Below are 20,984 nucleotides of genomic sequence, written 5' to 3'. Positions count from 1 at the left end.
TGACCATGGCTGACGGACCGTTTGTGCCGGGATTCGATGGACCGGCGTCGGATGCAATGCTGAAACTAGGTCGGTTCTTCACGAAATGGGACCAGACCGATGATGGACGGGCCGTCTTCCGTGAAGGCGGCAGGAAAGGCGATGTCTTCTACCGGGACAGGTGGAGCCACGATAAGGTGGTCCGGTCCACCCACGGGGTGAACTGCACCGGGTCCTGCTCCTGGAAGGTCTACGTCAAGGACGGAATCATCACCTGGGAGTCGCAGCAGACGGATTATCCGTCCGTCGGGGCGGACTCTCCCGAGTACGAGCCACGGGGCTGTCCGCGCGGGGCGGCGTTCTCCTGGTACACGTATTCGCCCACCCGGGTCCGGTTCCCGTATGCCCGCGGCGTGCTGGTGGAAATGTACCGCGAGGCCAAGGGCAGGCTGAAGGATCCGGTGCTGGCCTGGGCGGACGTGGTCACCGACCCGGTACGACGGCGGCGCTACCAGCAGGCGCGCGGTAAGGGTGGGCTGGTGCGGCTCTCCTGGCAGGAGGCCATCGAAATGGCGGCCGCCGCGCACATCCACACGATCAAGACGTACGGGCCGGACCGTTGCTCGGGTTTTTCCCCGATTCCGGCGATGTCCATGGTCTCGCACGCCGTCGGCAACCGGTTCATTCAGCTGATCGGCGGGGTGATGACCTCCTTCTACGACTGGTACGCGGATCTTCCCGTGGCCAGTCCGCAGGTGTTCGGTGACCAGACCGATGTCCCGGAATCCGGTGACTGGTGGGACTCCACCTACCTGATGATGTGGGGTTCCAACGTCCCGGTGACCCGTACACCGGACGCGCACTGGATGACGGAGGTGCGCTACCGCGGGACCAAGGTGGTCTCCGTCAGCCCCGACTATGCGGACAATACCAAGTTCGCGGACGAGTGGCTGCCCGCGCAGGCCGGAACCGACGCAGCCCTGGCCATGGCGATGGGCCACGTCATACTCAAGGAATTCTTCGTCGACCGCGATGTTCCGTACTTCTCCGAGTACGTGAGGAAGTACACGGACCTGCCGTTCCTGGTGCGGATTGAGGAGCACGACGACGGCGGGCTGGTTCCGACGAAGTTCCTCACTGCCGCTGACCTCCCGGCGGAGGCCGGCGCGGAGGATCCGGCCTTCCGCACAGTGCTCTTTGACAAGCTGACCCGGCGCTCTGTGGTGCCCAACGGATCGATGGGGTTCCGCTACAACGAGTCCGGCAAGGGCAAATGGAACCTGGACTTGGCGGGCGTCGATCCGGCGCTGTCACTGCTGGAAGTCTCCGGCGAGAGCGCCGAAATCCTGCTGCCCTGTTTCGAAGACCCGGCCGGGGCCGGCAGTGTGCTGCGCCGCGGCGTGCCGGTCATACGAGTGGACGGGCACCTCGTCACCACGGTGTTCGATCTCATGCTGGCCCAGTACGGCGTCGGCCGGCCGGGGCTGCCCGGCGACTGGGCCGCCGACTACGACGACTCAAGCACCCCGTACACCCCGGCCTGGCAGGAGGAAATCACCAGCGTCCCGGCGCAGGCCTGCATCCGCGTGGCGCGGGAATTCGCCCGCAACGCCGAGCAGTCAAAGGGCCGCTCGATGATCATCATGGGCGCCGGGATCTGTCAATGGTTCCACGGCGATGCCACCTACCGGGCGGTGCTGGCGCTGGTCATGCTCACCGGCTGTATGGGCCGCAACGGAGGCGGCTGGGCGCACTATGTGGGGCAGGAAAAGACCCGTCCGGCGACCGGCTGGGTTTCAATAGCCAATGCCCTGGACTGGGCCCGGCCGCCGCGGACCATGATCGGCACCGGCTACTGGTACATGCACACGGATCAATGGCGCCAGGACGGCTATTCGGCGGACGCGCTGAAATCCCCGCTTTCGTCGGGGAGCCTGGACGGCATGCACACAGCGGACACCATCGCCCAGTCCGCAAGGCTCGGGTGGATGCCGTTTTACCCGCAGTTCAGCAGGAACCCGCTGGACATCGCGGACGAAGCGGAAGCCGCCGTCGCGGCCGGCACCGCGAAGGATACGCCGTCGTATATCGCGGATGCGCTCAAGGACCGGACGCTGACCGCCGCCATCGAGGACGTGGACGCGCCGGAAAACTGGCCGCGGACCCTGGTGCTGTGGCGATCGAATCTGTTCGGATCCTCGGCCAAGGGCAATGAGTACTTCCTCCGTAACCTGCTCGGAACCCACAACAATGTGATGGGCGAAGACCATGCCGAAGGGCTCAAGCCGCGGGACGTGAAATGGCATGAGCAGGCGCCGGAGGGCAAGCTCGACCTGCTGGTATCCGCCGATTTCCGGATGACCTCCACCACGCTGCTCTCCGATATCGTCTTCCCCGCGGCCACCTGGTATGAGAAGCACGACCTCTCATCCACCGATATGCACCCGTTTGTGCACGCCTTCACTCCCGCGATCGATCCGCCGTGGGAAACCAAGACGGACTTCGAGACCTTCCACCTGCTGGCGGAAGAATTTTCCCGGCAGGCCAAGACCCACTTGGGCACCCGGCGCGATCTGGTCAGCGTGCCCCTCCAGCACGACACTCCGGGCCAGATCGCCCAGCCCGGCGGGGTCGTCCGGGACTGGCGGGAGCCCGGCGTCCCGGCGGTTCCGGGACAGAACATGCCCGTCTTTTCCGTCGTCGAGCGGGACTATACGGCCATCGCCGACAAGCTTGCCGCCGTCGGCCCGCTGGCCGACAAGCTGGGCTTCACCGTCAAGAACGTCAATTACAAGCTTGCGGGCGCCCTGGACCGGCTCAGCCACGCCAACGGCGTGATGCTCGGCGGCGCGGCCAACGGACGTCCGGCGATAGACACGGACGCGAAGATGGCCGAAGCCATCCTCGCGTTCTCCGGGACCACCAACGGTTCCCTCGCGGTGCAGGGCTTCAAGGACCTGGAAATCCGCACCGGCCGCAAGCTGGCCGATCTGGCGGAGGGATCCGAGGAGAAATTCATCACCTTCGCCCAGACCCAGGCGGGCCCCGTGCCGGTGATCACCTCCCCGGAATGGTCCGGATCGGAGTCCGGCGGCCGGCGCTATTCCCCCTTCACCATCAATGTGGAGCGGCTCAAGCCCTGGCACACCCTCACCGGGAGGATGCATTTCTTCCTCGACCACGACTGGATCCGCGATGTCGGGGAGGCGCTGCCCATCTACCGGCCGCCGCTGGACATGCAACGGCTCTTCGGCGAACCGAAGCTGGGGCCGAACGGGACGAAGGAGGTGGTGGTGCGCTACCTGACCCCGCACTCGAAGTGGTCCATCCACTCCGAATACCAGGACAACCTGCTGATGCTCTCACTCTCCCGCGGCGGACCCACCGTCTGGATGAGCCCGGCGGATGCGGCTTCCATCGAGGCCAAGGACAACGACTGGGTCGAATGCGTTAACATCAACGGTGTCTACGTGGCGCGGGCCGTGGTCAGCCACCGCATGCCGGAGGGCGTGGTCTACGTCTACCACGCCCAGGAGCGCACCATCGATGTGCCCAAGTCTGAGGCGACCGGGCGGCGCGGCGGCATCCACAACTCGCTGACCCGGCTGTTGATCAAGCCTTCGCACCTGATCGGCGGCTACGCCCAGCTGACCTACGCGTTCAACTACCTTGGCCCCACCGGAAACCAGCGCGACAACGTTTCCACCATCCGCCGGCGTTGCCAGGAGGTGCAGTACTGATGCGTGTAATGGCTCAAATGGGCATGGTCATGAACCTGGATAAATGCATCGGCTGCCACACCTGTTCGGTCACCTGCAAACAGGCCTGGACCAACCGGGCCGGCACCGAATATGTCTGGTTCAACAATGTGGAAACGCGGCCCGGGCAGGGGTATCCGCGCCGGTATGAGGATCAGGAAAAATGGCAGGGCGGCTGGTCGCTGAACAAGCGCGGGAAACTGGTCCTCAAGGCCGGCGGACGGGTCAAGAAGATGCTCGGACTCTTCGCCAGCCCGGTCCAGCCCGAGCTCAAGGATTACTACGAACCCTGGACCTACGACTACAAGACCCTGATCGATGCGCCCTTGGGCGACGATTTTCCGGTGGCCCGGCCAAAGTCACTGATCACCGGCAAGGATACGAAAATCAGCTGGTCCGCCAACTGGGACGATGACCTGGGCGGCGCCCCCGAAATGGGGCACCTGGATCCGATCGTCGAAAAGGTCCGCCGTGAATCCGAAGCCAAGATCCAACTTGAATTCGAAAAGACCTTCATGTTCTACCTGCCGCGGATCTGTGAGCACTGCCTGAATCCCTCCTGCATGGCGTCCTGCCCCTCCGGCGCCATCTACAAGCGGGTGGAAGACGGCATCGTCCTGGTGGACCAGGACAAGTGCCGCGGCTGGCGCCAATGCGTCACGGGGTGCCCGTACAAGAAAATGTATTTCAACCACAAGACCGGCAAGGCCGAAAAATGCACCTTCTGCTATCCCCGGATCGAGGTTGGACTGCCGACCGTTTGTTCTGAAACCTGCGTCGGTCGGCTGCGTTACCTTGGGCTCTTCCTGTACGACGCCGACAAGGTCACCGCGGCTGCGTCAGTGACCGATCCGCAGGAACTGTACGACGCGCAGATGGACGTGCTGCTTGATCCGCACGACCCGGCGGTGATGGCTGAGGCGCGGGCGCAGGGCATCCAGGAGGACTGGATCGACGCGGCGCAGCGCTCGCCGGTTTATGCGCTAACCAAGGTCTACAAGGTGGCGCTGCCCTTGCACCCCGAATACCGGACGATGCCGATGGTTTGGTACGTCCCGCCGCTGTCCCCTGTGGTGGACCTGCTCAAGGAACAGGGCCACGACGCCGAGGACCATGGAAACCTTTTTGGCGCCATCGATGCCCTGCGGATTCCGGTCGAGTACCTGGCGGAGCTGTTCACCGCCGGCGATGCGGACAGGGTCACCGACGTCCTGAAAAAGCTCGCTGCCATGCGCTCCTATATGCGGGGTATCAGCCTGGGCAATGATCCGGATGATTCCATCCCATCCGCGGTGGGCATGGAAGGCCAGGAAATGTATGAAATGTACCGTCTCATGGCCATCGCCAAATACGAGGAACGCTATGTCATCCCCAAGGCCCACGTGGAACAGGCCCATGATCTGGAGGAATTGGGCTGTTCCCTGGACTTCGACGGCGGTCCGGGCATGCAGGATACGCCGTTCGGCGAGGCCAGCGGCAAACCCACGCCGGTGGCCGTGGAAACGTTCCATGCGCTGCGCGACCGGCAGACCTCCGATTCCGTCTCCGGCGAAGAGTCCCTGCGGGGCAGGGTCAACCTGCTCAATTGGGACGGCAACGGGACGCCCCGCGGGCTCTTCCCGGACAAGCGGGACGAGCCGCAGATGAGCGCGGATTCCCCCGCCCACAGCGGGGGCCGTGCCGGTCCCGGCCCCTACGCCGGCGGACCCAGCGCCTCGGCTTCCGGGGCGTCGGGAAACCCCGCGGACAATGACCCCGATGCACTGGCCCGGGAGGAACCATGAGGAAGCACGACAAGCCGGCCCGTAACAGTTCGTCCAGTAACAAGGCGGGCAGCAAGCCGGCAACAGCGGGTGGGAGGACAGACCGGGACAGGGCGGTTTATCTGGCGGCATCCTGGTGTCTTTCCTACCCGGACCAAGAGGTGCTGGAACGGCTGCCGCTGATCCGGTCCGTGCTCAAGCGGCATCCGGGCGTAGGCGAGGACTTCGAGCCGGTTCTGGCGCACCTGAGCTCCGGTACGCCGATGGATGTCCAGACCCGCTATGTTAAGGAATTCGACCTCGGCAAGCGCCACGCCCTGCACCTGTCCTACTGGACCGACGGTGACACGCGCCGGCGGGGCGAGGTCTTGGGCGCCTTCAAACAGGTCTACCGGCGCAGCGACTTCCTGGTGGACACCCACGGCGAACTGCCGGACTACCTCCCGATGGTGCTGGAGTTCGCCGCCCGCGTGGATGTGGACGCCGGCCGGGACCTGCTGATCCAGTACCGGCCCAGCCTGGAAATGCTCCGGCTCGGTCTGCTCGATGACAAGCTGCCCCATACCCGGATCCTGCAGGCCATCTGTGACACCCTGCCCGGAAAATCCCCCGCCGATCAACAGGCCGTCATGAAGATGGCCGGCTACGGCCCACCCACCGAATCGGTTGGCCTGGAGCCCTACGATCCGCGGCTGCTCCCGCTGAAAGGGACCTGACATGGACATCCTGCTCTGGGGCGTGCTGCCCTACGTCATGATGGTCGTGCTGGTTGGCGGCTTGATCTGGCGGTACAGGTACGACCAGTTCGGCTGGACCACTCGGTCCTCCCAGCTGTACGAATCAAGGCTGCTGCGCATTGGCTCGCCCGTCTTCCATTTCGGCCTGCTCGCCGTCATCGCCGGTCATTTCTTTGGGCTGGTCATCCCGCTGTCGTGGACGCGGGCTGTAGGGATGAGCCAGGAGTTCTACCATTTCAATGCCCTCGTGGTGGGCGGGATCGCCGGTGTCGGCACGCTGGGCGGCATCCTCCTGCTCATCTACCGCCGTCGAACGACCGGGCCGGTATTTATGGCCACAACAAAGAACGACAAGAGCATGTATATAGTCCTCACCGCGGCCATTATCTTCGGGCTATGGACCACACTGGCCAGCGTGTTTCTGGGCGGAGAGGGGCATAATTATCGCGAGACCGTCGCGCCCTGGTTCCGGTCCCTTTTCGTTTTCCAGCCGGATGTCACGGCCATGGCCAGCGCTCCGTTCTCCTTCCATCTGCATACGCTGGTGGGGATGCTCCTTTTCACGATCTGGCCGTTCACCCGCCTCGTGCATGCCTTCACGGCCCCGCTGCACTACCTGTTCCGCCCGTACATCGTTTACCGCTCACGGGACAAAGGCCGGACCTCCAGCGCGCCGGTGCGCCGAGGCTGGTCCGCAGTCGGCACCAGGGACCGCGATACACGTCATCGTTGATTCACAAAGCCAACTTGGGCCTGCAGAGCACCACTATGCCGGTCCCGAGCCTATCGGACGCACTTATGGATGCCACAGCGCGAGAACCAGCCCAAGACAGCAGAACCCCCGGCGGGCTTTCGCCTGCCGGGGGCCTGCTGTAACTGACTTGGCGGAGACGGGGGGATTTGAACCCCCGGTGGAGTTGTGCCCCACACTTCATTAGCAGTGAAGCCCATTCGGCCGCTCTGGCACGTCTCCAGCGCTGACCCCGGTAGAAGCCCGGAGCCAGCCTACCTAGGTTACCGAAAAGAGCGGCTGCAAAGCAAAACGTCCACCGGGAGCATCCGGCACATGGACCAGGCGGGCCGGATTCTGAGGGACCGCGGTGCGCTTCGTAGGGTGGCACCCATTATGGACCCGGCGGACTGCGTCCTGCGCCGCGGCGAGCGTCGGTTAAGCTCGAATCATGGTTGATGCGAGCAGGCTCCGGGTGGTGATTGTGGGAGCGGGTCCGCGTGGAACGTCAGTGCTGGAGCGTCTGCTCGCCCGCTGCGCCCTAAGTCCCGGAGGGCAACCCGGCCTGGACATCGACCTGATCGATCCCTATCCGGCGGGACCCGGACATGTCTGGCGGACGGACCAGTCGCCGCTGTACCTGATGAATACGCCGTCGTTTTTTCCCACCCTGATCCCGGATCAGGCAATGAGTGCCGTGCCGCTGACCGGAGGCAGCTTTGACGACTGGCGCCGCCAGCAGCGGAGCCTCCCGGACTCTGACCTGACTGCCGCCGAAACAGCGGAACTGGCCGCGCTCGAAGCCGACGGCTTCCCCAGCCGTGCCCTCTACGGACGGTATCTGCGCCGTACCTTCGCCGCGCTGCTGGAGCACGCCCCGTCGGGCACCACCATCCGGGTCCACGCCACCAGTGCCACACGCGTCCGCGCCGCTGTTCGCCCGGTCGTCTCCGCCGGGGCGCTCCCCGGTGCCCCGGAACAGACGGCGGCCGGACAGTTCGTCGTCGAACTCGCCGATGGAGGCGCCCTCGCGGCCGACCACGTGGTTCTGGCATTGGGGCATCTGCCCGCGCGGCTGAACCCGCATCAACAGCAGTTGGCGGCCAGTGCCCGGAAGCTTGGACTGCGCTATTGGCCCCCAGCCGTTCCCAACGACGTGGACTGGGATGAAGTGCCGGGCGGCGAACCGGTGCTGGTCCGCGGCATGGGACTGAATTTCTTCGACGTCGTCGGTCAGCTGACGCAGGGTAGGGGAGGCCGCTTTGAAGCCATCGGGGAGCAGCCCGGTGAAGCCCTGAATTACCTTCCGTCCGGCCGGGAACCGCTGATCCTGGCCGCGTCCCGCCGCGGCGCGCCCTACCGTGCCAAGGCCGCGCTGACCACCTACTACCCGCAGGGCGTCGGCCTGCGCTTTTTCACAGAAGAGGCCGTTTCCGCACTGACCGCCGCCGGTATCCAGCCCGGATTCGACCAGGACCTGTGGCCGCTGCTGCACCGCGACGCGCTGTGGGCCTACTACTGCACGCTGGCGCGCAGCGACGACGGGGCTGCCCTCCGATCCGGTTTCCTGGCTGAGCTGGACACATTGCTCTCCCATTCGACGGCGGCGGGCAGCGGTTGGGAGGGCGATGTCGACGCACTGGTGGCCCGGTCCGTGCCGGCCGCGTTTCGGCTGGATCTGCCGGGCCTGGCGCGTCCCTTCGCCGGGCGCTCCTTCGCCTCGCACGCCGAGTTCGACGACGCCATGGAGACCTATCTGCAAGCTGACGCGCGCGGTTCCGCCGCCGGCGAGACGGATCCGGTCAAGATGGCCATCGGCGTATTGAATGCGGGACGGGCGGTGATTAAAGCCCTGGTCGCCGACGGCGGCATCACCGGCGAGTCCTGGCTGGGCGGCCTACGCGGCTGGTTCGAGGCCTTCGTGGAAGGCCTTGCCAGCGGGCCGCCGGCCCTGCGCATGGAGCAGCTGGCCGCGCTGGCGCGTGCCGGCGTCGTCCGCTTTGTCGGCCCCGACCCGGTGTTTGGCGTCGATCCTGAGGATGGAACGTTCACGGCCATCTCGCCCTGGGTCAAGGCTGAACCGCTGCGGGCGCGGTCTCTGGTCGAGGCCCTGGCGCCTGCGAACCTCGTGCTCATGAACCGTTCCCCCCTGCTGGAGGGCCTGCTGGCCGACGGTCTGGTGCGTCCGCGGATCATGATTGCGGCCGACGGCGAACCCGTGGTTACCAGCGGTTTGGAGGTGACGGCTCCACCGTATCGGCCGATCGGGGCCAGCGGAGGCCGCACCGAAGGACTGTACGTGCTGGGCCTCCAGCTGTCCTCCGTGCAGTGGGGCACCGCCATCGCAGCGGAATCCCGGGGAAAATACCGCAGCGGTTACCGCACCCTCCAGGATGCGGATCTGATCGCGGCGGACATTTTGGCCTCCTGAGCCGGGGCATGGGCCTGTGGCCGGCCTGGCATCGGCTTGACGGTGGGCAAGGCATCGGCTTGGCGGTGGGCAAGGTACCGACTTGGCCCTTGCCCTGACACCAGCCCTCGGTCCGTTTTCGGATGGCATCAAGAAACAGGCCGACCGGCTTAATCCTAGGATTGTGCCAACCGGCCTGTGATCCATGCGTACGCTGCACTTTGCGGAAGGTGCGAGATTCGAACTCGCGGTACGGGGTTACCGCACACTGGTTTTCAAGACCAGCTCCATCGGCCGCTCGGACAACCTTCCTTAGCTAGTAGTCTTCCATATCGGGAGCTGTGCCACGAAATGGCCGGGTCGGTCAGTGCCAGCGTCCGTTACGCCGCCGGCGTGTGCCTGTGTTCGACCAGGGCCCCCGTTGCGTTCGGGTGGTCGACAGGCGCCCCGTGGACCCCGGGGCGGCGCGCCGGGAAACCGGGAAACCGGCAACAGGGAAATAAGTTAGCCCCGCTCAAGAGGTTATCCCCAACTCAAAATAAGTACTATTATTCTCTTCCGTCAGCGCGTATTATAGTATACATGTTCGATACATCGAGTTCCGGTTCCGCAGGGTCCGCACACAACGCGGCCGGCACACCCCCGGCTTCGACCCTCGGTGCTGCCCACTCGGGCGCCCGAACTGCCGCCGGTCCGGCCACCGGTCCTGTTGCTGCTGGTCCTGTTGTTGCTGGTCGGGTTGGGATGATTGCGGGGTGGATCACTGTTTTGGCGGGGATGGATCCCGAGGACGGGGATGACGGGGAGCGGATTGGGTTGCTGCGGGTGATGGAGGACCTCAAATCCGCTGCCTGCGCGGGGCAGGCCCGTACCGCTGCCGCGTTCGACGCGTCCCAGCGCCGCGCGCAGGCCGGGGCGGGTATCCCGGCCGCGGAGCTGGGCAAGGGCATCGGGGGGCAGATCGCGTTGGCGCGGCGGGAATCCCCGCAGCAGGGAAACCGGCTGCTGGGCCTGGCCCGGATCCTCGTGACCGAGATGCCGCACACCCTCACGGCCCTGAGCAGCGGGCTGCTCAATGAGTGGCGGGCGGTACTGCTGGCCCGGGAGACCGCGTGCCTGAGCGCCGATGACCGGCGCACCGTTGATGCCGGGCTCGCCGCCGACACCGGGGCGCTGGCGGGGATGGGGAACAACAAGCTCGTCAACGAGGCCAAACGGGTCGCGTACGCCCTTGACCCGCAGTCCGTCACCGCGCGGAACGCGAAGGCCGAAAACGACCGGCACGTCAGCTGCCGGCCCGCACCGGACACCATGACGTACCTGACCGGGCTGCTCCCCGTCGCTCAGGGCGTGGCCGTGTACGCGGCACTGGCGAGGGAAGCGGATTCCCTGCGCGCGTCCGGAGACGGACGCGGACGCGGGCAGATCATGGCCGACACCCTCGTCCACCGCGTCACCGGTACCCCCGGCGGGATCACCGGCGTTGAGATCCAACTCGTCATGACAGACCGGACCCTCTTCCAGGGCGACAGCGAACCAGCCTACCTCCCCGGCTACGGCATCGTCCCCGCGCAATGGGCCCGGAACCTCACCCGCCGCCCCCACACCAACAGACCCACCAACAGACCCGCCACCGGACCCACCAAACCCGGTGGATCCGCCGGCAGCTCCGGCGGGGAGATGCCGGACGGGGAGATGCCCGGCGGGGAGATGCCCGGCGGGGAGATGCCGGGCGGGGAGATGCCGGACGCGGCGATGCCGGACGCGGCGATGCCGGATGAGCCGGGGATCCGGGTGTCGCTGCGCAGACTGTTCACCGCCCCGGGGACCGGGCAGCTCGTCGGCATGGACGCGAGGTCCAGGTTCTTCCCGCCGGGACTGCAACGCCTCATCCGGACCAGGGACCAGACCTGCCGCACCCCCTACTGCGACGCGCCGATCCGGCACGCGGACCACATCATGCCACACAACCGCAAAGGCGCCACCAGCGAAATCAACGGGGAGGGAACATGCGAACGCTGCAACCTCGCCAAGGAAGCGCCCGGCTGGTCCTCCATCCCACGACCCGGACCCCGCCATACCGTCCAAATCACCACCCCCACCGGACACACCTACCAATCCACCGCACCCGCCCTACCCGGCACCACACGAACGGGAGCCGGCCGGCCGGGAACGAGAACCACCGCCAAGAGAAAGAAATACTTCCGCCAAGTCGTACCCGGCCGATTCTCGTCGCCCTAATCCCGGGTCCCACCGCCGGAACACACCTCAGGCGCGGGACCGACAAACTTGTATAGCCCGACCTGAGCCGTCAAATCTGTTCCGTCAATCTGGTAGGTTAATGGAATTTTCTCATGGGACTTTCGAATGCTGTATGACTTCGTGTGTGAGGGGCCCTTGCCGCTTTACACGGCTACCGCTGGGTCGGGCTGCTTCTGCCACGGCCACCGTCCGGTAATTTCCAACTCCAGGGAAAAACTGAGGAACGTACGAATAATCACGATGACGGCCAGCACCCCCACGCTGGTAAACGTCGGGGTCACCGCGACGGTCCGGATAATGTCTGCGGCCACCAGCAGCTCAAGACCCAGCAGAATGGACCTCCCGAGGAGTTGACGGTACGCCGTGTACAGGGATAGCTTGCCGGCCCCTGCCACCCGCTTTGGCCGGTAGCCGCGCAGGGCCAACGGAAAAGATACCAATGCCCCAACGATCATGACGGCCACTCCGGCAGCGTCCAGATACTGTCCGGCGGCTTCGATAATGCGTTGAAAATCCATGACGTCCTCTCAATCCAAGTCAACTCCACGCGGTCGGGCCCAGTTTGTCCGGCTCAGCGGCCGAACAACGCAGGCGGCGGCTGCGATGCGGGTCCTGCCGCCGCCTAAGATTGAACAGTAGAGGTCTGGTCTTCAGATCCCCTAAATAACCTGCAGGAAGTCTATTCAGTGACGTTTCCCCCCGCCGGCTCTTCGGAACTGGTTACCCGGGCCGCCGGAATCAATGAACAATCCGTCGCCGCCGGATTTGATTATTTCAGGTCAGACCGCGTTGCCGGGATCGAATTCGAACCAGGCACGGGGTTGCTGCGAGGCGAGGTAGCCGGAACCACCGTATATAACGCCACAGCCAAACTCGTCCACGGAGTTGATGGGGCATGGTCCTGCACCGTGGGTATCTGCAGCTGCCCCGTCCGGCAGAACTGCAAGCACGTCGCGGCGCTTCTCTTCGCCGGCGAAGACGATCCATTCATCGGAGCGCTGCTCGGCGCCCGCGCTACCGAGCCCCCTAGCGGCACCACTGCAACGGGGGAATCGTCCGGCTGGGAGGAGGCGCTGCAGAATCTGCTTCCGACGAGGGCAATCACCCCGCAGGATGACCGGCCACCGCTCGCCCTGCAGTTTGAAATTGAACAGCCCGTCCCACAGTTCTCACCAGCCGGCCGCCGAGGCATCAGCGGATACCGGGACAAGAGTCCCAGCAAGCCACAGCTCAATGTCCGTCCCGTTGCAATGGGTGCCAAGGGCAAATGGCTCCGCACCGGCATCGGCTGGAGCACTCTGAATTATCTGAACTTCGGTCGCAAGTTCAACGAAAGCCATTTGGAGTGGCTGATCGAATTCCTCGGCTCGCACTCCCCCGTGCTCCACCATCAGGGCGCGGTGCCACCGTGGCTGTCGCTTAACACCTTTGCCGGCAGGAACCTGTGGATACTCTTGTCCGAGGCCAAGGGCATAGGGCTGAACTTGGTTCATAGCCGCGGCTCGATGGAGCCCATCCGCGTCCTTGACCATACCGCCGTCGTCCAACTGAATCTGAGCCGTCCTGAGGACGGCGGCCTCGATCTCGGCGCTCTCGTCGTCGTCGGTGGCAGCCCCGTCGCTCCGGCCATCGTGGGTTCCATCGGCAGGCCGGCCCACGGGCTGTTCTATGCCGACGACGACGGGCTCCTGCCCGATACCTCTGTCCAGAACGCGCCGGACGCCATAGTTCCTGGCATCATCACTCTCGCCCCGCTGGAATCCCCGTCCTCCGAACAGCTGTTGGATTTCGTGACCGGTGCAGCCAAGGTTCGAATCCCGGCCCAGGATGAGGAACGGTTCCTGACGCAATTTTATCCGCAGCTCAAGCGCGCAGCGGATGTGGTCTCCGCCGACCATTCAGTGGATTTGCCGGCGTTGTCGGCGCCCACTCTTTCATTGCTGGCCAACTTTGGGCAGGATCACTCACTTCGGCTGCATTGGGAGTGGCACTACGCGGCAGGGACCCGCGTGAGCGCACGGCCGTTGTGGGGGCGCCCGGAGGATTCGGGGTCCCGGGATGAGGTGGCGGAGGCCCGAATTCTGGTAGCGGTCGGGGAACCATGGTCGGTTGTGCCGCCGATGGGCGAATCAGCCAATAGCCTATGGGGCGAACCCCGGCTGAGTGCGGCCGTCACGCTCCAGGGCCTGCACACGCTGGCCTTCACCGAGAAGGTGCTGCCGGCGCTGGCGCTCCTGCCCGGTGTCGAGGTCGAGACGGCCGGGGAAATAGCCGACTATAGGGAAGCCGTGGAGGCGCCCGTGGTCAGTATCTCCACCACCGCAACCAACGACCGTGACTGGTTCGATCTGGGCATTGTGATCACGCTTGAAGGCGAGCCGGTGTCCTTCTCCGATGTCTTTTCGGCCTTGGCGGCAGGCCATACGCGGATGCTGCTGCCCAGCGGTGCCCATTTTTCGCTGGATCTCCCCGAACTTCTTAAACTGCGCGAACTCATCGATGAGGCCCGCGGCCTGCAGGACAGCACCGCCGGTGAGCTGACTATCAGCCGCTTCCAGGCCGGGCTGTGGGACGAGCTAACGCAGCTGGGGCTCGTGGATCAGCAGGCGGCGGCGTGGCGCAGCTCTGTTGAGGGACTACTGCGCGGGGCTGACACGGAACCGCTGCCGGCACCGGAAGCCCTTAACGCCATATTGCGTCCGTACCAGCTTGAGGGGTACAACTGGCTCAGTTTTCTCTTCAACAGCGGTCTGGGCGGTGTCCTGGCCGATGACATGGGACTGGGGAAAACCGTTCAGACGCTCGCCCTTATCTGTGCAGCCAAAGTGGAGAAGCCGGACTCGGCACCGTTCCTGGTCGTGGCACCGACCAGCGTGGTGGGTAACTGGCAGGCCGAGGCCTTGCGCTTTGCCCCCGGGCTGAGGACCTCGGCGATAGGGGAAACGTTCGCCAAGAGCCGGCTCAACACCGGAGATTTCTTTGCCGCCGCCGACATCGTCGTGACCTCCTATGCGCTGTTCCGGATCGACTTCGAATCCTACGCTTCCCATCCCTGGGCGGGGCTGATCCTGGACGAGGCGCAGTTCGTGAAAAACCATCAGTCCAAGGCCTATCAGTGCGCCCGCAAGCTGGCTGCCCCTTTCAAACTGGCCATCACCGGCACGCCGCTGGAAAACAATTTGATGGAACTCTGGACGCTGACCTCGATAGTGGCGCCGGGCCTGTTCCCGAGCCCCAAACGTTTCGCCGAGTTTTATCAAAGACCGATCGAAAAATCCGGGAGCTCTGATCTACTGGCCAAGCTGCGGACCCGCGTGCGGCCTTTGATGCTGCGGCGCACCAAAGAACAGGTCATCAAGGACCTTCCTCCCAAACAGGAGCAGGTGCTCGAGGTAACGCTCAATCCGCGGCACCACAAGGTCTACCAGACCCATCTACAGCGCGAACGGCAGAAGATCCTGGGTCTGCTGGAAAACGTTAATAAGCACCGCTTCACCATTTTCCAGTCGCTGACCCTGCTGCGGCAGCTCAGTCTGGACCCGTCGCTGGTGGACGAGGCGCTGGAAGGCGTGCGGTCCAGCAAACTCGATGTCCTCTTTGAACAGCTCGAAGACGTGCTGGAAGAGGGGCACCGGGCACTGATTTTCAGCCAGTTCACCGGGTTCCTCAGCAAGGTCAAGCAGCGGCTCACCACGCAGGGGACCAAGTTCTGTTATCTGGACGGCAGCACGCGGAACCGGGGCGCGGTCGTCGACGATTTCAAACGGGGCACGGCGCCGCTGTTCCTGATCAGCCTGAAGGCCGGCGGGTTCGGGCTGAACCTGACCGAGGCCGACTACGTTTTTATCCTGGATCCATGGTGGAACCCCGCGTCGGAGGCCCAGGCTGTGGACCGGACGCACCGGATCGGTCAGGAGAAGAACGTCATGGTGTACCGGCTCGTCGCCAAGGACACGATCGAAGAAAAGGTCATGGCGCTCAAGGCCAAGAAGTCGCAGCTGTTTGCCGACGTTATGAGCGGGGATCCGCTCTCCGGCGGGGCGCTAACCGCAGCCGATCTGGCCGGGCTGTTCAGCGACTAGCCCAAACTTAAGACCAGCCCGGGCCGTGACGGTAGTGACGGTAGTGACGGTAGTAAGACAACCGGCTAGAGCTGTGGACGCCAGACGACGACGGCCTGGGATCGCGGGCGCGGACGCTGGCCGTGGGTCAGCGTCACCACATCCCCCGCCAAGCCGGCGGCAAATACCCGGGCCGCGTCGCGTCCACGGCTGCGGCGCGCATCGGAGCCGGCGGAGGCCAGCTCTCCGGTCAGTTCTTCGACCCGGGACCGGAGGGCAGCGACCTGGTTCTCCAGTTCGAGGATGCGCTTGATGCCTTCGAGTGAAACTCCCGCCTGGGAAAGCCGCTGTACCTCGCGCAGCGTGTCCACGTCGTGCTGGGAATACCGGCGGGAGCGACCAGGAGCGCGGCTGGGCGAAACGAGCCCCAATCGGTCATATTGCCGCAGCGTCTGGGGGTGCATGTCCGCCAACTCCGCCGCCACCGAGATGACGAAAATCGGGATGCCTGGATCTATGCCCAATGCCCTCTCCTTTCACTTCGACACTCCCGCCTGCCGTTCCCAGGTCCCGCTACAATCGGGCCTTCGCCGCCAGTTCAGACCTCGGATCGCCGTCGGCTGTCGCTTTCGCGAATGCCTTGACCGCTTCTTCGGCTTCCTTGCTGAGCTTCCGCGGGACCGCAACGTCGATGGTGACAAGCAGATCGCCGGAGGTTTTCGCCGTCGTCACGCCCTTGCCTTTGACACGCAGGGTGCGCCCGGATGGCGTCCCCGCGGGAACCCGGAGCTTGACCAGGTCGCCGGCCAGCGTGGGCACCGAGATGTCGGCGCCGAGCGCTGCCTCCGGGAAGGTGACGGGCACGTGGATGCGGATATTGTTGCCGTCGCGCATGAAGAATTCATGGGCCTTAACCTGCACCGTGACCATCAGATCGCCCGGGCCTGCCGCTCCCTGCTGGCCCTTGCCGCGGACGCGGACCTTCTGGCCGTCCTTGATGCCGGCCGGGATCCGCACGTCGATGACCTCGCCGGACGGTTCCCGCAGCCCAATCGTGGTACCGCGGATTGAACCAGCAAAGGAAATCGTGGTGGACGCCGTCCGATCCGCTCCCTTCGTGGGGGGCGGCTGGTACCCGCCGAACCCACCGCCACCGCCGCCGAAGAGATCGGCGAATTCGGGCGGAAGCCCAGAGGCATCGAAGCCCTGCGTCCCGCGACTGCGTGCTCCGCCGCCGCCACGCTGGGCGTTGAAGAGGCCGCCGAAGAGGTCATCGAAGCCGGCTCCTTGGCCGCCCGTTCCCGCGCCGCCGGCGCTGAACCGGGCACCGCCGCCCATGGCCCGGATGGCGTCATACTGTTCGCGGTCCTCGCTGCTGGAAAGCACCGAGTACGCCTCGGAAATATCCTTGAAGGTCTTTTCCGCGGCCGCATCGCCAGGATTGGTGTCCGGGTGGTATTTGCGGGCGAGTTTGCGGTAGGCCTTCTTGACGTCGGCCGCTGAAGCGTCTTTGGAAACGCCCAGGATCTTATAAAAGTCCTTGTCGACCCAATCCTGACTTGCCAAGGCGTCTCCTTTCTAAACATTCGTGGATCGAGTGAGCAGTAGATGCACGAATAGGGGCTCTAAAGGACACCTACTGCTCACTCGATGGGGGGTCAGGCCGGTACGGCCACAATAACCTGGGCTGCGCGCAGGACGCGGGCTTCGGTCCGGTAGCCGGCGCGGAGCACCTGGCTGACCGTATCGATCTCGACGTCCTGGCCCGGCTGCTGGATCAATGCCTCATGCACGGTCGGATCGAACGCTACACCGGTTTCATCGATGCGCGTCAGACCATACGTTTTCAACGTGTTCTCCAGCTTGACGGAAATGGACGCGAACGGCCCGTCCGCCAGATCGCCGTGCTGGCGCGCGGCATCGATATCGTCCAGCACCGGCAGCAGCGAGTTCAGGACGCCGACGACGGCCATCTCCCCTGCCACCGCACGGTCGCGCTCCACGCGCTTGCGGTAGTTGACATATTCCGCCTGGAGCCGCAGCAGATCATTCTTCAGCTCCGCGGCCAGCTCGGCTGCAGAGCCCTGAACGACCGATTCCTCGGCGGGCACCTCGACACCGTTGAGAATGTCCTCGGCCTGGGACAGCGCGTCGCCATCGGCAGCCTTGGCCGCCGCGCCAGCGGAGTCTGCCGCGGCCCCCTCTTCGGGGGTCCCGGCCGGCTCGACCGGCGACTGCTCGTTTGCGCTATCAGCATCGTCACCGTGGTTGGCCATGATTACTTCTTCTCGTCTTCGTCGATGATTTCGGCGTCAACAATATCTTCATCGGCGCCGGCGCCGTCAGCACCAGCCGCTCCGGCATCGGCACCCGCCGCACCATCGGCGGCGGAAGCTTCGGACTGGGCGGCGGCATAGATGGCCTCGCCGAGCTTGGACTGGGAAGCCTGCAGCTTCTCAAATGTGCTCTTGACGGCGTCGTCGTCGGTCCCGGCCAACGCGGCCATGAGGGCGTCGACATCTGCCGAAACCTCCGTCTTGACGTCTTCCGGCAGCTTGTCGTCATTGTCGGCCAAGATCTTGGCCACCGAGTACTGCAGCTGCTCGGCGCTGTTGCGGGTATCGGCCTGCTCGCGGCGGGCCTTGTCCTCGGAGGCGTGCTCCTCGGCCTCGCGGACCATCCGGTCGATGTCATCCTTGGACAGCGCGGTCCCGCCGGTGATCGTCATGGACTGCTCCTTGCCGGTGCCCTTGTCCTTGGCGGACACGTGCACGATGCCGTTGGCGTCGATATCGAAGGTGACCTCAACCTGCGGTAACCCGCGCGGTGCCGGTGCGATGCCGGTCAGCTCAAAGGTTCCCAGCGGCTTGTTGTCCCGGGTGAACTCGCGCTCGCCCTGGAAGACCTGGATGGCCACGGAGGGCTGGTTGTCATCGGCGGTGGTGAAGGTCTCCGAACGCTTGGTTGGGATGGCCGTGTTGCGCTCGATCAGGTGCGTCATGATGCCGCCCTTGGTCTCGATGCCCAGTGAAAGCGGGGTGACGTCGATGAGCAGCACGTCCTTGCGCTCGCCCTTGAGGACGCCGGCCTGAAGCGCCGCGCCAACGGCCACCACCTCATCCGGGTTGACGCCCTTGTTCGGCTCCTGGCCACCGGCCAGTTCCTTGACCAGGTCGTAGACGGCGGGCATACGCGTGGATCCGCCGACGAGCACGATGTGGTCGATATCGGAGACCTTGATGCCGGCTTCCTTGATCACGTCGTGGAACGGCTTCTTGGTGCGCTCCAGCAGATCCGAGGTCAGTTCCTGGAACTTGGCGCGGGTCAGCTGCTCGTCAAGGTGCACCGGGCCGTCGGCGGTCACGGAAAGGTACTGCAGCGAAATGTTGGTGCTGGTCGCGGAGGAGAGCTCCTTCTTGGCCTGCTCGGATGCCTCACGCAGACGCTGCAGGGCAATCTTGTCCTTGGACAGATCCATGCCCTTGATCTTGAGCTGCTTGAGCAGGTAGTCCACGACGCGCTGGTCCCAGTCGTCGCCGCCGAGGCGGTTGTCGCCGGAAGTGGAGCGGACCTGGATCGTGGAGAAATTGTCCTCGTCCTTGCCGACTTCCAGCAGGGAGACGTCGAAGGTTCCGCCGCCGAGGTCGAAGACCAGGATGAGCTCGTCTTCCTTGCCCTTATCCAGTCCGTAGGCCAAGGCCGCCGCGGTCGGCTCGTTGACGATGCGCAGCACGTTCAGGCCGGCGATCTCGCCGGCTTCCTTCGTGGCCTGGCGCTGGGCGTCATTGAAGTACGCCGGTACGGTGACCACGGCGTCGGTGACCTTCTCACCCAGGTAGCTTTCGGCGTCGTTCTTGAGCTTCATCAGGATGCGCGCGGAGATTTCCTGCGCCGTGTACTTCTTGTCGTCGATCGCGACGCTCCAGTCGGTGCCCATGTGGCGCTTGACGGAAGCGACGGTGCGGTCGATGTTGTTGACGGCCTGGCGCTTGGCGATCTCGCCGACCAGGACCTCACCGGTCTTGGAGAACGCGACGACGGACGGCGTGGTGCGACCGCCTTCGGCATTGGCGATGACGGTGGGCTCGCCTCCTTCGAGTACGGAGACGACGGAGTTCGTGGTTCCGAGGTCAATTCCTACTGCACGTGACATAAGGGCGTTTCCTTTCAGTTTCCGCTGCCGGAGTTCGCCGCCGGCCCCAACCTTCGAGGCCCGCCGACTCCGCTCAACCAGCGGTCCATTGAGCGTTCTGCACTCAACCCTACTCAGGCCTCAATCGATGTCAAATCAAGTTGAGCCTAGTAGACTCAAGTTTCACTTTAGGCGAACGGACGACGGCGGCACGCGGCCGCCGTCACTGCGTAGTCCGTATCAAGGCGCGAGATCAAGGCGCGAGCAACGCTGGCGGAGGCAGCGTGCCGCGCGTATTGTCCCCCATATGAGCGAACATGGGCCCAGCAAGAACGACGTCTACACCCACGGCCACCATGAGAGCGTGCTGCGCTCGCATGCGGCCCGGAGCGCCGCAAACTCCGCCGCGTACCTGGTTCCGCACCTGACTCACGGGCTCTCCGTGCTCGACGTGGGCAGCGGTCCCGGCACCATCACCGCGGACTTCGCCCGCCTGGTGGCCCCCGGCGAGGTTATCGGCCTGGACCGAGCGCCGGAGGTGGTGGCCCAGGCCCAGGCGCTGGCGGCGGAACAGCATCTGGACAATTTGAGCTTCCTGACCGGGAACATCTATGACCTCGATTTTACCGATGGCCAGTTCGACGTCGTTCACGCCCACCAGGTGCTGCAGCATCTGACCGATCCGGTTGCGGCTCTACGGGAAATGCGCCGCGTCACCAAGCCCGGCGGCATCGTGGCAGTGCGGGATGCCGACTTCCATGGCATGTCCTGGTATCCGCAGCTGCCCGAATTGGACGACTGGATGTCCCTGTATCAGGAGTTGGCCCGGCACAACCGCGCCGAGCCCGACGCCGGCCGCCGCCTGATCAGCTGGGCGCAGGCCGCCGGTTTCACGGACATCACGCCGTCGTCGGCCAGTTGGCTCTACGCCACGGACGAGCAGCGACAATGGCACGCCGAAGTCTGGGCGGACCGGATTGTTCATTCCGCCTTCGCCAAGCAGGCACTGAACTATGGACTGGCGGACCGGGCCGGCCTGGAGCGGATCTCCGCCGGCTGGCGCGTCTGGGGCGCCGCCACGGACGGCTGGTTCCTGATCCCAAACGGGGAGGTCATCGCCCGGGCCTGAAGTCCTCTCCTGCGCTCCTCCAC

13 protein-coding genes and 2 tRNA genes are annotated in these 20,984 nt (G+C 64.9%); 8 read left to right on the top strand and 7 right to left on the bottom strand.

The genetic code is table 11. From position 1 onward, the window contains the following. Window positions 1-5 precede the first annotated feature (5 nt). Genes QMG52_RS01395 through narI form a run of 4 tightly spaced genes read left to right on the top strand, consistent with a single transcriptional unit; the run spans window position 6 to window position 6,970 of the window. Window positions 6-3,719: a nitrate reductase subunit alpha gene (locus QMG52_RS01395; RefSeq protein WP_283558655.1), complete on the top strand. Its 3,714-nt coding sequence runs from the start codon at window positions 6-8 to the stop codon at window positions 3,717-3,719. Continuing rightward, window positions 3,719-5,521, top strand: coding sequence for a nitrate reductase subunit beta (narH, locus tag QMG52_RS01390; RefSeq protein WP_283558654.1), 1,803 nt, complete (start codon window positions 3,719-3,721; stop codon window positions 5,519-5,521). The genes QMG52_RS01395 and narH overlap by 1 nt, the downstream gene beginning before the upstream one ends. Continuing rightward, window positions 5,518-6,216 carry a nitrate reductase molybdenum cofactor assembly chaperone gene (gene narJ / locus QMG52_RS01385; RefSeq protein ID WP_283558653.1) on the top strand — a complete coding sequence of 233 codons (699 nt, stop codon included), beginning with the start codon at window positions 5,518-5,520 and terminating at the stop codon, window positions 6,214-6,216. Before narH ends, narJ begins: the two co-directional genes overlap by 4 nt. Window position 6,217: 1 nt before the next feature. Then, complete coding sequence (narI, locus tag QMG52_RS01380) at window positions 6,218-6,970, top strand: respiratory nitrate reductase subunit gamma (protein WP_283558652.1); 753 nt, start codon at window positions 6,218-6,220, stop codon at window positions 6,968-6,970. Between the two features lie 149 nt (window positions 6,971-7,119). Here narI and QMG52_RS01375 read toward each other — a convergent pair. Continuing rightward, window positions 7,120-7,210 (bottom strand) — tRNA-Ser (locus QMG52_RS01375). A 208-nt stretch (window positions 7,211-7,418) separates the two neighbouring features. Here QMG52_RS01375 and QMG52_RS01370 point away from each other — a divergent pair. Then, window positions 7,419-9,398, top strand: coding sequence for an FAD/NAD(P)-binding protein (locus tag QMG52_RS01370; RefSeq protein WP_283558651.1), 1,980 nt, complete (start codon window positions 7,419-7,421; stop codon window positions 9,396-9,398). A 203-nt stretch (window positions 9,399-9,601) separates the two neighbouring features. On the opposite strand, the gene QMG52_RS01365 is transcribed toward QMG52_RS01370, so the two are convergent. Next, window positions 9,602-9,689: transfer RNA gene (locus tag QMG52_RS01365), tRNA-Ser, on the bottom strand. A gap of 465 nt (window positions 9,690-10,154) precedes the next feature. On the opposite strand from QMG52_RS01365, the gene QMG52_RS01360 reads away from it, so the two are divergent. Beyond that, window positions 10,155-11,618, top strand: coding sequence for an HNH endonuclease (locus QMG52_RS01360; RefSeq protein WP_283558852.1), 1,464 nt, complete (start codon window positions 10,155-10,157; stop codon window positions 11,616-11,618). A gap of 164 nt (window positions 11,619-11,782) precedes the next feature. Here the strand turns inward: QMG52_RS01360 and QMG52_RS01355 are convergent, their stop codons facing one another. Beyond that, window positions 11,783-12,157 (bottom strand): DUF1622 domain-containing protein, encoded by a 375-nt coding sequence (locus tag QMG52_RS01355; RefSeq protein WP_283558650.1) that lies wholly within the window; start codon window positions 12,155-12,157, stop codon window positions 11,783-11,785. 168 nt (window positions 12,158-12,325) lie between these two features. On the opposite strand from QMG52_RS01355, the gene QMG52_RS01350 reads away from it, so the two are divergent. Then, window positions 12,326-15,721 carry a DEAD/DEAH box helicase gene (locus QMG52_RS01350; RefSeq protein WP_283558649.1) on the top strand — a complete coding sequence of 1,132 codons (3,396 nt, stop codon included), beginning with the start codon at window positions 12,326-12,328 and terminating at the stop codon, window positions 15,719-15,721. Between the two features lie 65 nt (window positions 15,722-15,786). On the opposite strand, the gene QMG52_RS01345 is transcribed toward QMG52_RS01350, so the two are convergent. From QMG52_RS01345 to dnaK, 4 genes are all read right to left on the bottom strand, one after another. Beyond that, complete coding sequence (locus tag QMG52_RS01345) at window positions 15,787-16,224, bottom strand: heat shock protein transcriptional repressor HspR (RefSeq protein WP_283558648.1); 438 nt, start codon at window positions 16,222-16,224, stop codon at window positions 15,787-15,789. Between the two features lie 49 nt (window positions 16,225-16,273). After that, window positions 16,274-17,266 carry a DnaJ C-terminal domain-containing protein gene (locus tag QMG52_RS01340; protein ID WP_283558647.1) on the bottom strand — a complete coding sequence of 331 codons (993 nt, stop codon included), beginning with the start codon at window positions 17,264-17,266 and terminating at the stop codon, window positions 16,274-16,276. A gap of 92 nt (window positions 17,267-17,358) precedes the next feature. Then, window positions 17,359-17,976 carry a nucleotide exchange factor GrpE gene (locus QMG52_RS01335; protein ID WP_283558646.1) on the bottom strand — a complete coding sequence of 206 codons (618 nt, stop codon included), beginning with the start codon at window positions 17,974-17,976 and terminating at the stop codon, window positions 17,359-17,361. 2 nt (window positions 17,977-17,978) lie between these two features. Beyond that, window positions 17,979-19,853 (bottom strand): molecular chaperone DnaK, encoded by a 1,875-nt coding sequence (dnaK, locus tag QMG52_RS01330; RefSeq protein WP_283558645.1) that lies wholly within the window; start codon window positions 19,851-19,853, stop codon window positions 17,979-17,981. A 286-nt stretch (window positions 19,854-20,139) separates the two neighbouring features. On the opposite strand from dnaK, the gene QMG52_RS01325 reads away from it, so the two are divergent. Then, window positions 20,140-20,961: a methyltransferase domain-containing protein gene (locus QMG52_RS01325; protein WP_283558644.1), complete on the top strand. Its 822-nt coding sequence runs from the start codon at window positions 20,140-20,142 to the stop codon at window positions 20,959-20,961. Window positions 20,962-20,984: the final 23 nt, after the last annotated feature.

The sequence above is a fragment of the Paenarthrobacter sp. PH39-S1 genome (assembly GCF_030063245.1).
GTDB lineage: Bacteria > Actinomycetota > Actinomycetes > Actinomycetales > Micrococcaceae > Arthrobacter_M.
Note: the sequence above shows the minus strand (reverse complement) of the source record. Positions and strands in the feature narration are given on the sequence as shown.

Excerpts from the sequence above, each read along its gene's own strand:
- QMG52_RS01395 (WP_283558655.1), top strand. The coding sequence starts at position 6 with ATGGCTGACGGACCGTTTGTGCCGGGATTCGATGGACCGGCGTCGGAT.
- narH (WP_283558654.1), top strand. The coding sequence starts at position 3,719 with ATGCGTGTAATGGCTCAAATGGGCATGGTCATGAACCTGGATAAATGC.
- narJ (WP_283558653.1), top strand. The coding sequence starts at position 5,518 with ATGAGGAAGCACGACAAGCCGGCCCGTAACAGTTCGTCCAGTAACAAG.
- narI (WP_283558652.1), top strand. The coding sequence starts at position 6,218 with ATGGACATCCTGCTCTGGGGCGTGCTGCCCTACGTCATGATGGTCGTG.
- QMG52_RS01370 (WP_283558651.1), top strand. The coding sequence starts at position 7,419 with ATGGTTGATGCGAGCAGGCTCCGGGTGGTGATTGTGGGAGCGGGTCCG.
- QMG52_RS01360 (WP_283558852.1), top strand. The coding sequence starts at position 10,155 with ATGGATCCCGAGGACGGGGATGACGGGGAGCGGATTGGGTTGCTGCGG.
- QMG52_RS01355 (WP_283558650.1), bottom strand. The coding sequence starts at position 12,157 with ATGGATTTTCAACGCATTATCGAAGCCGCCGGACAGTATCTGGACGCT.
- QMG52_RS01335 (WP_283558646.1), bottom strand. The coding sequence starts at position 17,976 with ATGGCCAACCACGGTGACGATGCTGATAGCGCAAACGAGCAGTCGCCG.
- dnaK (WP_283558645.1), bottom strand. The coding sequence starts at position 19,853 with ATGTCACGTGCAGTAGGAATTGACCTCGGAACCACGAACTCCGTCGTC.
- QMG52_RS01325 (WP_283558644.1), top strand. The coding sequence starts at position 20,140 with ATGAGCGAACATGGGCCCAGCAAGAACGACGTCTACACCCACGGCCAC.